Origin of the sequence: Glaesserella parasuis (genome assembly GCF_002015085.1) — a bacterium.
Classification (GTDB): domain Bacteria; phylum Pseudomonadota; class Gammaproteobacteria; order Enterobacterales; family Pasteurellaceae; genus Glaesserella; species Glaesserella parasuis.
Window position 1 is genome coordinate 29,367 of record NZ_MUXW01000003.1, and the last position, 13,157, is coordinate 42,523.

Consider the following 13,157-nt stretch of genomic DNA (forward strand, 5'->3'; position numbering starts at 1 on the left):
TGATGGAGCAAGATTGTAAATATATAGGAAAATGGTTTTCTATTTTATAAAATTACTTGGACTGAATAAGTTATAATTGTCATTCTACTGTAATTTTTGTAATATATCCGAGATAAGGAAGTCTTCTCTACATGAGATGAAGATAATCTTACATGCTCTTCTATGCATGTACTATTAAGGAGAGAAATATGAAATTGATAAAATATCTGATTGTACTTTCTTTATCTAGTTGGGTTACGTTAGGTGTTAATGCAGAAACTATAAAAATAGCCCCCTTGTCTCTGAAAAAAATGTGTATAAGAATGCTAAACTCACAAGAGAGGAAGAAAATTTAAAGCGCTTTACTGATACTATTGAAGTTAATTTTATAGGAGCTGAGATATCTCAGAATAAATCGTCGAACTTTATAGTGAATTTCAAATATACCATAAAAAATAAAAGTAAGCGTAATATTCGTAGTGTTCATTGGAAAACGAATTATTCTTATCAAGATGAAATTGTCCTTGTACAAGATACCCCAGTTTCTTTTAAAGAGAATTTAAAAAGAGGTACAACTAGTGAAGTAATATTCTCTATTTCATTGGATACTTTGCCTCAGAATATACAGGATAGTTTTAGAAATAATATTGCATTAAATGCAATTTATGAGGCAAGAGGCATCGTATTTTCTAATGGTTCCAAGATTATTGTTCAGTGAATACCAAAGTAAAGTTATTTTTGAAAAGCTGTATGTTTGTAGATTATTTTGATAAGGTGCTCTTTACTTATTAGTCAGTCTAAGCTAAAATGCATCAACTTTTTTAGTTCTATGCCGCCACCAATTTGTGCGGCTTCATTTAAACATATATTTCCTGAGGTGATGGCTTATGCCAGTAATTAAAGTTCGTGAAAATGAATCATTTGACGTAGCATTACGTCGTTTTAAACGCTCTTGCGAAAAAGCAGGTCTTTTAGCTGAAGTTCGTGCTCGTGAGTTCTATGAAAAGCCAACTACAATTCGTAAACGTGAAAAAGCGTCTTTAGCAAAACGTCATGCTAAACGTAACTTCCGTGAGAACGCGCGTAACACTCGTTTATACTAATTTTAAATTAGGTAGCAGAAGTTAAATTGGAACCGTGAAACCTTTAAGGAATCACGGTTTCAATGTTTATACCGTCCATCATAAGCGGTCTGAATTGTAAAAAAATTTGCAAAACTATCCGCTTGCTAGCAAGGAGATAATCAATGAAAGGCTCTATTCCTCGTTCATTTATTGATGATCTTGTTGCTCGAACCGATATTGTCGAGCTGATCAATAGTCGTGTTAAACTCAAAAAAGCAGGGCGAGATTACCAAGCCTGTTGTCCTTTTCATCACGAAAAAAGTCCCTCTTTTACAGTGAGCCAATCTAAACAGTTTTATCACTGTTTTGGTTGTGGCGTACACGGTAATGTCATTAGCTTTTTAATGGAATATGACAAGTTAGAGTTTCCTGAAGCAATTGAGGAACTTGCTGCATTGCACGGGTTAGAAGTGCCTCGTGAAAATGTGATCAATAGAGATGGCAAACCACAAGCCAGTTATAAAACTCGGCGTAATCTTTATGAATTGTTAGATTTGGTCGCTAAGTTCTATCAACAGCAATTAACACAAGACAGGGCTAGTCAAGCCTATTTGCAGCAACGAGGTTTATCTCAAGAGATTATTGAACGCTTTGAAATCGGTTTTTCACCAAATGCGATGGACGCAGTGCTTCGTCGTTTTGGAAACAATCCTGAAGAAGTGCAAAAGTTGCTTGATACAGGTATGCTCTCTAAAAATGATCGAGGCAATGTGTATGATCGTTTCCGTAATCGTGTGATGTTCCCGATTCGAGATAAGCGTGGGCGAGTAATTGCTTTTGGTGGGCGAGTATTAGGCGATGAAAAGCCGAAATACCTTAATTCCCCTGAATCTGCCACTTATCATAAAGGCAATGAGCTTTATGGTTTGTATCAAGCCTTACAACATAATGAAAACCCTGAGTTTTTATTTGTAGTTGAGGGCTATATGGATGTCGTAGCTTTAGCTCAATTTGGAGTGAATAATGCCGTTGCCTCTTTAGGAACAGCGACAACAGGTGAACAAATTCAGTTGATGTTCAGATCAACAGAACAAGTGATTTGTTGCTACGATGGCGACCGTGCAGGGCGAGATGCCGCGTGGCGAGCATTAGAAAATGCGCTGCCTTATTTACACGATGGCAGACAGATAAAATTTATCTTCTTACCCGATGGGGAAGATCCTGATACCTTTATTCGCGTTCAGGGAAAAGAGGGGTTTGAACGCTATTTGGAACAAGCATTAACATTGAGTGAATTTTTATTTGATTCTTTGCTTACTCAGGTCGATCTTTCCACTAAAGAAGGAAAATCTAAGCTCGCTTCATTAGCATTACCTTTGATCAAGCGTATTCCAGGGGAAATGTTACGTTTGTATTTACGAAATATATTGGGGCAAAAACTGGGTATTCTTGATCCAATACAATTGGAATCGATGCTGTCTCAGAAAAGTGTTGAAACTGCACCTAAACGCCACAATATGCCACATATTGAAAGGACACCGATGCGGTTACTGATTGCGTTACTGCTTCAAAATCCTCATTTGGTTCAAAATGTACCTGAAGATGTGACATTTTTGCAGAGTTTGCAGGAAAAAGGCTTCGATTTATTTTTGGAATTAGTCAATATCTGTCACGCTAATCTTGGTATTTCAATGGGCGGTTTATTGGAATATCTGCGAGAAAGCCCAAATTATCGCCATTTAGAATTATTGGCAAATTGGGATCACTTGGTATCTTCTGAAAATGTCGAAAACACTTTTATTGATACGCTTGATTTTTTCTATAAGAAACTGCTTGATCGACAAATTGACATTTTAATGGCAAAAGATCGTACGACAGGGTTAAATCAACAGGAAAAGCAGGAATTAATGATGCTATTGGCTGGACGGTAAGCGGTCAAATACTGATAATTTTTCGCGAAACTATTTATCACACCCAAAGCAGTGGTATAATCCACTACTTATTTTTGCTCTTAAGAACGGATAAAGCTATGGAACAATACTCTCAATTAGAAGAACAACAATCTCAGTTAGAACTTCTTATCGCTCAAGGGCGTGAGCAAGGATACTTAACAATTTCGGAAGTTCACGACCATTTGCCTGAAGAACTTGTCGATGCAGATCAGATCGAAGATATCATTCAAATGATCAACGATATGGGGATTAAGGTACTTGAAACTGCCCCTGATGCTGATGATTTAATGCTTGCGGGCAATATTGCCGATGAAGATGTAGTGGAAGAGGCGACTAAAGTACTTTCAACGGTAGAGTCTGAACTTGGTCGTACCACAGACCCAGTCCGTATGTATATGCGTGAAATGGGAACTGTTGAGTTACTAACCCGTGAAGGCGAAATTGATATTGCAAAACGTATTGAAGAAGGTATTAACGAAGTTCAATGTGCAATTGCAGAATATCCTGAAGCCTTAAGTGAATTAATTGCTCGTTATGATCAAGTCGAAGAAGGCACTGTACGTTTATCCGATCTTGTAACCGCTTTCGTTGATCCAAATGCAGTAGAAAGCACCTCTGTAGATGATCTAGATGAAGAAAGCGAAAGTGATACCGTTGCAGATATTGATGATGAAAGTGAAGATGAAGATGGCGAATCATCGGGCGATGGCGGTGATGACAATAGCATTGACCCAGAGCTTGCTCGTGAGAAATTTACGCTATTAAAAGAGCAACATCAAAAAGCTTTACAAGCAATCCAAAAACACGGACGTACTAGCAAACGTTCAAGAGATCAAATTCAAGCACTTTCCGATATTTTTCGAGAGTTCCGTTTAGTGCCAAAACAATTTGATTTGTTAGTTGAATCAATGCAAAAAATGATGAAGCAAGTGCGTGCGGAAGAGCGCCAAATTCAACGTTATGCGGTGGAGTATGCTGGAATGAAAAAAGCGGACTTCGTTAAAGCATTCCAAGGTAATGAATTATCTGAAGCGTGGATTGAAAAAGCGATCAATGCGAAAAAAGGCGGAGTGCCTAAGCTAGCCAACTATGTGGATAATATTCGTGTAAATATCGCAAACTTACAGAGACTTGAGGAAACAACTGGTTTAACCATTACGCAAATTCGTGAAATTGGTGGACGTATTGCAGATGGCGAATTAAAAGCTCGCAAAGCGAAGAAAGAGATGGTAGAAGCCAACTTACGTCTTGTGATCTCTATTGCTAAAAAATATACCAACCGTGGTTTACAATTCCTTGATTTAATTCAGGAAGGTAACATCGGCTTAATGAAAGCAGTAGATAAATTTGAATATCGCCGTGGTTATAAATTCTCAACTTATGCGACTTGGTGGATTCGCCAAGCGATCACACGCTCTATTGCGGATCAGGCTCGTACTATTCGTATTCCTGTGCATATGATTGAAACGATCAACAAATTAAATCGTATTTCTCGCCAATGCTTACAAGAGATGGGACGTGAAGCAACACCTGAAGAGTTAGCAGAAAAAATGGGAATGCCAGAGGATAAAATTCGTAAAGTCCTCAAAATTGCTAAAGAGCCAATCTCAATGGAAACGCCAGTGGGTGACGACGATGATTCACATTTAGGGGATTTCATCGAAGATAGCTCTCTTGAGTTGCCTCTTGACTCTGCAACGGCAGAAAGTTTGCGAATTGCAACTAATGCTGTACTAGAGGGTTTAACACCTCGTGAAGCAAAAGTATTGCGTATGCGTTTTGGTATTGATATGAATACCGATCACACTCTTGAAGAAGTGGGTAAACAATTTGATGTAACTCGTGAGCGTATTCGTCAAATTGAAGCAAAAGCGTTACGCAAACTTCGCCATCCTAGCCGTTCCGAAACTCTACGCAGTTTCTTAGATGATTAATGGTTAATCCGGTATAGTAGATAAAGGCATAGTAGACAAAATGGTTGCTAATGTTTATTTTCTTTAAATGTTAGCAACTCTTTTTATTTAAAAAATCTTTTATAAACAACATGTTGCGCTTTTCGTTAATCTATTGTGATTATTTAATTTTCGCTTAAGTTCACTAAATAACCCCTCTAAGCGATTTGCCGTCTTTTCTATATTTAATTCAGAATGTTTTTCATAGATAAAAATAAAATCCATATAACGTTTTAAACTGGCATAAGCGCTTCTTACATTGCGATGTTTATAAGGAAAATAGCCTTTTTCATTCGCTTTATCACTCCTTTCTTTTAAAAAATGCTTGGTGTTTTATGAACCAAGAGTGTAATCGCCGATAAAATTCATTTTTTGAGCTTCTTGTGAGTGTTTTTACAATTATTTTTAATTCTTTGCCCGCTTGTAATTGATGTTTTTTTCTTAATTTTCTCATCACAATTGCCACCATATGAAATTGATATATTTGTACTGGGGTATTAAATAAATCTTTCATCAAACCACGCCTACCATCGCAAGTAATCGATTGAATTATATAGCCTTTTCTCTTAACCTATTCAGGACAAGTTTGTAGTAAATATCTTTTCGGTTCGCACAAAATAATGGGAAATGACATTATTTGAAAGCGTATCCATTAACACGAATCCGCTAAAATAACGTCCTAAAAACGTTGTATCCATAATGATGTTTAGGTATCGATTTAAAGGTAGTTTTAAAGCCGTTTTAGGTGCTTTATCAATATATCTTTGAATCGTTCTGACTGAACAATGATATTTAACGGCAAGTTGTTGATAGGTTTGTTTTCCGGATGTGTAATCAGTCCAAATTTTAATTGGATCTAATTTATTCTTAAGGGAAAATGTTTTATGACCCTTATGACAAAATATCGTTGAATATTATTTGATGTACCATGTTTCTTTATTTTCAGACTTTAGCAAAATGGGCAGTTTTTGTTCATATTTCAAAAAGAGTGCTTAAAGCCTTGTACTATAAGGCTTTAAGTCACTTTTTAGCAATAAATTTGTCTATTACACCTGCAATAAACCATAAGCACCTGAGTCGTTAAGTATTTAATAGATTTTGCAACTAGTAAGGCAAAAAAGATAATGCTTGTTCAACCACTTCTACACCCGCCCCTTGTTTGCACGCATTTTCACTTAAATGCCTACGCCATTGTCTTGCTCCCTTGCAGTTTTGGAATGCACCAAGAATATGGCGGATAATGTGATTGAGATAAACGCCTTGTGAAAGTTGCTGTTCAATATAAGGTAGCATTTTTTCAACGGCTTGTTTTGGTGTAACAATCTCGGCGTTTGGATCAAACAGCTCTCGATCAATATAACCAAGCAAGGACGGATTTTGATAGGCTTCACGCCCGACCATCACGCCATCAACAAATTGCAAGTGATGTTTGATCTCTTCAATCGTTTTAATCCCGCCGTTAATGCTCATTTTAAGATGTGGAAAATCCCGCTTGAGTTGATAAACTCGTTCATAATCAAGCGGTGGGATTTCACGATTTTCTTTCGGACTTAGACCTGACAGCCACGCTTTACGCGCGTGGACAATAAAATCGTTACAATAAGGCTGAATTTTCTCAATAAAATCACATAAAAATTCATAGCTATCCAGATCGTCAATGCCGATACGATGTTTAACGGTAACAGGAATACTCACTTCGTTCTTCATCGCTTCTACACATCGAGCAACTAAATCCGCTTTTCCCATTAAACAAGCACCAAACATACCATTTTGAACACGATCTGACGGACACCCGACATTCAGATTGATTTCCGCATAGCCCCGTTCTTCGACTAATTTTGCACATTTCGCTAACTGTTCAGGATCGCTTCCCCCTAATTGTAACGCCACAGGGTTTTCTGTGGGATCGTAAGCAAGCAGATCATATTTTGCGTGCAAAATTGCGGGTGCGGTAATCATCTCACTATAAAGTAGGCTATGTTGAGTAAATTGACGGTGAAAATAGCGACAGTGGCGAGTTGTCCAATCGAGCATTGGTGCAACGGAAAAACGCCCGCGATAGTAAGGTTCTTGCATTGATAAAATCCAAATAATGTATAAAACGAAGAATCTATTGTCATTGATAACAATAGATTCTTATAAAGTTTCCATTATGCCATAAAATTGAGTTTAAGATGAGAACTACGCGATCTACCCCAACTTCTTCGCCAACATTGTCACAAAACGTAGCTGAATACGATTGCCGTGTTCATCGGTTTTATGTAAATGCCCCAAATCTTCATTGTATTTAACAAGTTCCCAGCCTTGATAATACTGCTTCAGTTCATTTTCTTGGAATGTAAATGAAAAAGGCATTGGACAAGGGAAATCCTGCGTGTTCATTGCACAGACAATAAGATTATATCCCCCGACTTTGGTATTTTTTTGCATATTTTCGATAATTGCAGAGATACGATGACGATTTAGGAACATCATTACGACAGTGGAAACAATAAAGTCAAATTCACCTTGTATATTAGCTTGGTTGATGTCGTAAATACCTGTTTGGATATGTTGAGCATTTTCTTTTTCGATGATTGAATTGAGGAAATGGATACTTTCTTCATTCTGATCAACTGCGGTTACATCAAACCCTTTTAAGTTAAGATAGAGTGCATTTCGTCCTCTTCCACAGCCAAGGTCTAGTACTTTTCCAGTCGAAAGATAATTCATCGCATTTAATACTTCAGAATGTGTTGCGGTGAGATTATATTTTTTAGCGAAATAATCTTCGGGTGTACAATAAAAAGCGAGTTGGCAAGCTAGATCTTCGCTTAGTGGCTCAACTTTATGCCAAATTTGTGGCTCCACAAAAGGTGGTTGGTTTTGCTCATCGAAAATCATTTCTTTAACAATTTCACCTTCTTCGGTTAATTCATAGTATTTCAATGATCCTTTCAAGATCGTTAATTTTGCCCAAGTCCCTACTTTAGTATTATGTTTCTCTTGAAACATCTGTGGTAGGTTTTCTTTATTCCAAACTGGCATCTGTTTATAGCAAATTAAGTTGTCCATATTTTTCTCCAAAGTTGCACTACGTTGGAGATGTTATGCTTTTTTTTACTAAAGGCAACAAAAAACCGACTATTTTAGTCGGTCTTTATTAACTATTTGATTAATATCAAATAGTTAATGATGGTGGGTGCACTCTGTTTTTCCGTGCTGTTCAAAATAAACGGCTAAATCATTTTGCAATGTGGCGTGAATATCCATTTTGTGAAAACGTTTTGCAAGGTTATGCAAAAAGTGATAATAAGAGCGATAAACTATCGCTTGCCATATGCCCGGCATCAGCAAGTAAGGCAAGGCTATTAAAGAAATAGCCAGAGATTGCTTCAACAACCATAAAAGTCGTTATAATAGCTAAACTAATCAATAGGATAGGCTTATTTTGTGGGGCGTGCGTCTCCATATAAGAATGTGAATGGGACATAGGTTTTAACTTCGAATAATAGAAATATCAAAATGCAACAATTTATTCAAATAGCTAATCAGTATGGAAAAATGCGTTTGCCTTTTTTCTTTTTAATTGATTTTGAAAAACAGAAACCATTAATTTATCCTTTATCTGAAATAGAAGATAAAGGGCTTTATTTTGATTTTAATGGACAACAAAAGTTTATTCAATCATTAAAAACAAATGAAAATTTTGAGTTAGAGATTATTCCACCTAATTATACACAATATAAAAAAGCCTTTGATTTTGTTCAACAACAGATCCAAATTGGGAATAGTTATCTTTTAAACTTAACTCAGCAAACTAAAATTAAAACAAATTATCATTTAGCACAAATTTTTCAGCAAAGCAAAGCTAAATACAAATTGTTATTAGATGAGAATTTTGTCTGTTTTTCCCCTGAGTGTTTTATTCGTATAAAAGAGAATAAAATCTATTCTTATCCTATGAAAGGCACAATAAATGCAAATGAAGAAGATGCAGTAAATAAATTATTAAATTCAGAAAAAGAGTTTACCGAACATAATACTATTGTTGATTTAATTCGAAATGATTTAGCTTTAGTATCAAAATATATTCAGGTTACGAAATACCGTTATGTTGAAAAAGTAGTAACACATCGTGGAGCGATTTATCAGACGAGTTCTGAAATTTGTGGGGAGCTCGATGAAAATTGGCAAGAAAATATTGGTACAATGTTGGATAAACTCTTGCCAGCAGGCTCAATTAGTGGAGCACCGAAAGTGAAAACCGTTGAAATTATTCAGCAGGCAGAACAACAAGAACGTGGCTATTATACAGGTATTTTCGGTTATTTTGATGGTGAAAATGTAGAGAGTGCAGTGGCTATTCGTTATATTGAAAAACAAGGGGACAAATATTATTTTCGTAGCGGTGGCGGAATTACTGCATTAAGTCAGCTAGATGATGAATATAATGAAATTTTAGAGAAGGTTTATGTGCCAATATCCACTCTTTGAAACAATTGCGATTATTGATGGTAAAGTGCAGAATATTTTTTATCATCAACAACGAATGAATAATGCTTTTAGATATTATTTTAAACAAGAGAATAATTTTGCACTTTCGGAGATTATTAATATCCCTGAAGAATATCAAAAGGGATTAGTACGTTGTCGTATTGATTATAATACAAAAGAATATCAAGTTCAGTTTTTCCATTATGTACCTAAAAAAATAAAAACCTTTCAATGCGTTTATGTAGAGAATTTTGATTATCAATTCAAATATACTGACCGACTTGAATTAGAACAATTAAAACAGACCGCTTGTGATGAAATTATTCTTGTTAATAATGGTTTTATTAGTGATTGTTCTATTGGCAATTTACTTTTTTTAAAACAAGGAAAATGGTATAGCCCAAATCATTATTTATTAAAAGGCACACAACTGAGCCATTTATTAGACGAGCAAAAAATTAGCTTAGTTGATATACCTGTGGAAGCACTTTTTGATTATGATCAGATAATGGTGATCAATGCCTTAAATCCTTTCGATCTGCAAAGAGCAGTTTCAATCACAAGCGGTCACATCTTGCGGTAATTTGGCAAAATTTGTGACATAGATCGAAAAACTGAAAAAAATAGTTGAAACTGTATGGTTAAACAGTATAATAATTTACAGTTTTATGGCAATGCGATTGCCCTATCCAAACAATGAACAAAGGAAAGCATTATGGCTGAGAATAAGAAATCTTCAAAAAACAATACCGTCGTTAAACAAGTTGAACCAGAACAGAAAAAACAAGCATTGGAAGCGGCACTTGCTCAAATTGAAAAACAATTTGGTAAAGGCTCTATTATGAAATTGGGGCAGACTGAACAATTAGATATTGAGTCTGTTTCAACGGGATCATTAGGACTAGACCTTGCTCTTGGTATTGGTGGCTTGCCAATGGGACGTATTGTTGAAATCTATGGGCCAGAATCATCAGGTAAAACAACCTTAACACTTTCTTTAATTGCCCAAGCTCAAAAAGGCAATAAAACCTGTGCATTTATTGATGCGGAACACGCATTAGATCCTGTCTATGCTCGCAATTTAGGGGTAAATACCGATGAATTACTAATTTCTCAGCCAGATAACGGCGAACAAGCTCTTGAAATCTGTGATGCGTTAGTGCGTTCAGGGGCAGTTGATGTCATTATTGTGGACTCTGTCGCTGCACTCACGCCAAAAGCTGAAATTGAAGGGGATATGGGTGACTCGCATATGGGCTTACAAGCACGTTTAATGTCACAAGCGTTGCGTAAACTTACTGCGAACATCAAAAATACCAACTGTTTAGTTGTATTTATCAACCAAATCCGTATGAAAATTGGTGTAATGTTTGGTAATCCAGAAACCACCACAGGCGGTAATGCACTGAAATTCTATGCCTCTGTTCGTTTAGATATTCGTCGTTGTGGTGTAGTCAAAGATGGCGATGAAATTATTGGTAGTGAAACAAAAGTAAAAGTAGTAAAAAACAAAGTTGCACCGCCATTCCGTGAAGTACAATTTGATATTATGTACGGCGAAGGGATTTCTCGTATGAATGAGCTACTGATTTTAGCTGAAGCAAATGGCTTTATTAAGAAATCAGGTGCTTGGTTCTCTTACGACGGAACGAAAATTGGACAAGGTAAAAATAATGCAGTGAAATGGTTAAAAGAGAACCCTGAAATTGCAGATAAACTTGAACAAGAGATCCGAAATACATTGGCGTCAAACCCAAATAGCGTATTAAAAGCGACGGCAAGCGACAGCAATGATGAAAGCGATGTCGAAGAGTTTAGCGAAGAAGAACTATAATAACTTAATGCGGTTTGTGAGAACCGCATTTTTATTTTACTGCGGTAAATAAATGACACATAAATATTCTGCGAATAGCTATTTGCTTTATCTACTTTCTAAACGAGAATATAGCGAAGCTGAAATTCGCCACAAATTACAACTTAAAGAATATAATACACAAGAAATTGAGCAAGCCATTGAACAGGCTCAAGCGAATAAATGGCAAAGTGATGAACGTTTTGCCATCAGTTACGTTCGCTATCGTTCACAACAAGGCTATGGGCCACGCCGTCTAAAACAAGAGTTACAGCTCAAAGGTATAAAAGAGTGGGTAATTAGCCAAGCCATTGATGAAGCGGAAGTCGATTTTTTTGAACTTGCCGAACGGCTTTTTGAGAAAAAAAGACCATCACATTGGGATATAAAAGCGAAACAAAAAATGTGGCGATATATGGTGAGCCACGGTTTTTATAACGATCATTTTAGGCATTTATTGGATCTAGATTATGGTGACTACGATGAATAAGATTACTTTTTTTAGTCGTTTTGAAGCAGACATTGTCAGTGGTAAAAAGACCATTACCATTCGTGATAAGTCAGAAAGCTATTTTCAAGCGGGCCAAGAGTTAAGTGTTTTTACAAATGAAACAGACCGCTTGTTTGCTCATATTCGTGTACTATCTGTTACCCCTATTCAGTTTGAACAGCTCAATGATACGCACGCTAAACAAGAAAATATGACACTTGCCGAACTAAAACAAGTAATCAAAGAGATTTACCCGAACCATAACGACTTTTTTGTGATTGAATTTGAGTTAATTTAGTTTAAAAATGAGCCTTTTTAAGTCCACGAAACAGACAGAATTATGTCCGCAATGCCATTCTCCATTACAACTAAAACGGGGAAAGCAGGGGCTTTTTTTAGGCTGTAGTAGCTATCCGCAATGCGATTACCTCAAACCTATCCACCAAGCAAGCCATATCATCAAAACCCTTGATGAACAATGCCCTGAATGTCAATCGCCATTGCAATTAAAACAGGGGCATTTTGGTATGTTTATCGGTTGTAGCCAGTATCCAGACTGCCATTTTACGGTACACGAAGAAGCTGAAATCGAGGAAGAATTTGACTGCCCTGAATGCCAGAAACATAAATTAGTGGCACGAACAGGGCGTTCAGGTAAAACATTTTATGGCTGTTCAGGCTTTCCTGAGTGTAAATTTACCTTGCCAACCAAGCCCATAAAGCAACAATGTCCACAATGTTTAGGTGAATTAGCCACCATCAAAAAAGTGCGTGGAAAATCCTATTTTCTCTGTGCAAACAGAAAATGTCAGCATCTATTTAGTGAAAGCGAATAATGTATTCTTTTAATCAACTTATTGACAAACTTAAACAAAATCAAGTGATTGCCTATCCTACTGAAGCCGTTTTTGGATTAGGTTGCAATCCGCAAAGCGAGCAAGCGGTAAGATCTCTGCTTCAATTAAAAAATCGTCCAGAAGAAAAAGGGCTGATTTTAATTGCCCATAATAAAAAACTGCTTCTACCCTACATTGATGATACACATTTGACAGAGGTGGAATGGCAACGTTTTGAAACGCTAGGCGAACAGGCAATTACTTGGATAATGCCAGCCAAAGCCACAGTTCCACGTTATCTGAAAGGGCAGTTTGACACCATTGCTGTGCGATTATGCCAAGTGCCAGCCGTTGTCGAGCTTTGTACAGCGACGGGCTTTGCACTCACTTCTACGAGTGCAAATTTAACGACACTCCCACCTTGCCTAACTGCCGACGAAGTACGACAGCAATTTGGCAAATCGTTCCCAGTATTAGATCAAGCCACAGGCGGAAAGTCAAATCCGTCTGAAATCCGTGACATTTTTAGCCAACATATTTTTCGACAAGGATAGAC

Annotated in this window: 14 protein-coding genes and 1 pseudogene; 11 read left to right on the forward strand and 4 right to left on the reverse strand. The window is 36.7% G+C overall.

The annotated features are described in order from the left end of the window. Positions 1-292 precede the first annotated feature (292 nt). The 4 genes from B0183_RS01600 to rpoD all read left to right on the forward strand — a co-directional run bounded on the left by B0183_RS01600 (position 293) and on the right by rpoD (position 4,929). Complete coding sequence (locus B0183_RS01600) at positions 293-697, forward strand: hypothetical protein (protein WP_052157431.1); 405 nt, start codon at positions 293-295, stop codon at positions 695-697. 169 nt (positions 698-866) lie between these two features. Next, positions 867-1,082, forward strand: coding sequence for a 30S ribosomal protein S21 (gene rpsU / locus B0183_RS01605; protein ID WP_005712190.1), 216 nt, complete (start codon positions 867-869; stop codon positions 1,080-1,082). 143 nt (positions 1,083-1,225) lie between these two features. Beyond that, positions 1,226-2,974, forward strand: coding sequence for a DNA primase (gene dnaG / locus B0183_RS01610; protein ID WP_016527503.1), 1,749 nt, complete (start codon positions 1,226-1,228; stop codon positions 2,972-2,974). A gap of 98 nt (positions 2,975-3,072) precedes the next feature. Continuing rightward, complete coding sequence (rpoD, locus tag B0183_RS01615) at positions 3,073-4,929, forward strand: RNA polymerase sigma factor RpoD (RefSeq protein WP_021112717.1); 1,857 nt, start codon at positions 3,073-3,075, stop codon at positions 4,927-4,929. A gap of 319 nt (positions 4,930-5,248) precedes the next feature. Here the strand turns inward: rpoD and B0183_RS13150 are convergent, their stop codons facing one another. The 4 genes and pseudogenes from B0183_RS13150 to B0183_RS01635 all read right to left on the reverse strand — a co-directional run. Continuing rightward, the gene (locus B0183_RS13150; protein ID WP_415578958.1) at positions 5,249-5,461 is read right to left on the reverse strand and encodes a hypothetical protein; all 213 of its coding nucleotides are present in this window, start codon (positions 5,459-5,461) and stop codon (positions 5,249-5,251) included. 590 nt (positions 5,462-6,051) lie between these two features. After that, positions 6,052-7,023 carry a tRNA dihydrouridine(20/20a) synthase DusA gene (dusA, locus tag B0183_RS01625; protein ID WP_035523677.1) on the reverse strand — a complete coding sequence of 324 codons (972 nt, stop codon included), beginning with the start codon at positions 7,021-7,023 and terminating at the stop codon, positions 6,052-6,054. Positions 7,024-7,137: 114 nt separating this feature from the next. After that, positions 7,138-8,001, reverse strand: a complete 864-nt coding sequence (tehB, locus tag B0183_RS01630; RefSeq protein ID WP_062924243.1) for an SAM-dependent methyltransferase TehB — start codon at positions 7,999-8,001, stop codon at positions 7,138-7,140. A 223-nt stretch (positions 8,002-8,224) separates the two neighbouring features. After that, positions 8,225-8,419: pseudogene (locus B0183_RS01635) on the reverse strand (cation transporter); the annotation flags it as partial. Positions 8,420-8,451: 32 nt separating this feature from the next. Between B0183_RS01635 and B0183_RS01640 the strand changes: the two are divergent. The 7 genes from B0183_RS01640 (at position 8,452) to B0183_RS01670 (ending at position 13,155) form a co-directional block, all read left to right on the forward strand. Then, positions 8,452-9,423, forward strand: coding sequence for an aminodeoxychorismate synthase component I (locus B0183_RS01640; RefSeq protein WP_021116195.1), 972 nt, complete (start codon positions 8,452-8,454; stop codon positions 9,421-9,423). Next, entirely contained in the window at positions 9,401-10,006 is a 606-nt protein-coding gene (locus B0183_RS01645; protein WP_021114078.1) for an aminotransferase class IV family protein, read from the forward strand. The genes B0183_RS01640 and B0183_RS01645 overlap by 23 nt, the downstream gene beginning before the upstream one ends. 132 nt (positions 10,007-10,138) lie before the next feature. Next, the gene (recA, locus tag B0183_RS01650; RefSeq protein WP_021112712.1) at positions 10,139-11,257 is read left to right on the forward strand and encodes a recombinase RecA; all 1,119 of its coding nucleotides are present in this window, start codon (positions 10,139-10,141) and stop codon (positions 11,255-11,257) included. A gap of 52 nt (positions 11,258-11,309) precedes the next feature. Further along, a complete protein-coding gene (gene recX / locus B0183_RS01655; protein WP_005713086.1) occupies positions 11,310-11,765 on the forward strand; it encodes a recombination regulator RecX in 456 nt (151 codons plus the stop codon). Beyond that, the gene (yqfB, locus tag B0183_RS01660; protein ID WP_005713088.1) at positions 11,758-12,063 is read left to right on the forward strand and encodes a N(4)-acetylcytidine aminohydrolase; all 306 of its coding nucleotides are present in this window, start codon (positions 11,758-11,760) and stop codon (positions 12,061-12,063) included. The genes recX and yqfB overlap by 8 nt, the downstream gene beginning before the upstream one ends. 7 nt (positions 12,064-12,070) lie before the next feature. Then, positions 12,071-12,601: a DNA topoisomerase family protein gene (locus B0183_RS01665; protein WP_021112716.1), complete on the forward strand. Its 531-nt coding sequence runs from the start codon at positions 12,071-12,073 to the stop codon at positions 12,599-12,601. After that, positions 12,601-13,155 carry a Sua5/YciO/YrdC/YwlC family protein gene (locus B0183_RS01670; protein WP_005713092.1) on the forward strand — a complete coding sequence of 185 codons (555 nt, stop codon included), beginning with the start codon at positions 12,601-12,603 and terminating at the stop codon, positions 13,153-13,155. Before B0183_RS01665 ends, B0183_RS01670 begins: the two co-directional genes overlap by 1 nt. Positions 13,156-13,157: the final 2 nt, after the last annotated feature.

Bases quoted from the DNA above. Each gene is read 5' to 3' on its own strand.
- recA (WP_021112712.1), top strand. From the start codon at position 10,139: ATGGCTGAGAATAAGAAATCTTCAAAAAACAATACCGTCGTTAAACAA.
- tehB (WP_062924243.1), bottom strand. From the start codon at position 8,001: ATGGACAACTTAATTTGCTATAAACAGATGCCAGTTTGGAATAAAGAA.
- dnaG (WP_016527503.1), top strand. From the start codon at position 1,226: ATGAAAGGCTCTATTCCTCGTTCATTTATTGATGATCTTGTTGCTCGA.
- B0183_RS01645 (WP_021114078.1), top strand. From the start codon at position 9,401: ATGTGCCAATATCCACTCTTTGAAACAATTGCGATTATTGATGGTAAA.
- B0183_RS13150 (WP_415578958.1), bottom strand. From the start codon at position 5,461: ATGAAAGATTTATTTAATACCCCAGTACAAATATATCAATTTCATATG.
- B0183_RS01640 (WP_021116195.1), top strand. From the start codon at position 8,452: ATGCAACAATTTATTCAAATAGCTAATCAGTATGGAAAAATGCGTTTG.
- B0183_RS01670 (WP_005713092.1), top strand. From the start codon at position 12,601: ATGTATTCTTTTAATCAACTTATTGACAAACTTAAACAAAATCAAGTG.
- dusA (WP_035523677.1), bottom strand. From the start codon at position 7,023: ATGCAAGAACCTTACTATCGCGGGCGTTTTTCCGTTGCACCAATGCTC.
- yqfB (WP_005713088.1), top strand. From the start codon at position 11,758: ATGAATAAGATTACTTTTTTTAGTCGTTTTGAAGCAGACATTGTCAGT.
- recX (WP_005713086.1), top strand. From the start codon at position 11,310: ATGACACATAAATATTCTGCGAATAGCTATTTGCTTTATCTACTTTCT.
- B0183_RS01665 (WP_021112716.1), top strand. From the start codon at position 12,071: ATGAGCCTTTTTAAGTCCACGAAACAGACAGAATTATGTCCGCAATGC.
- rpsU (WP_005712190.1), top strand. From the start codon at position 867: ATGCCAGTAATTAAAGTTCGTGAAAATGAATCATTTGACGTAGCATTA.
- rpoD (WP_021112717.1), top strand. From the start codon at position 3,073: ATGGAACAATACTCTCAATTAGAAGAACAACAATCTCAGTTAGAACTT.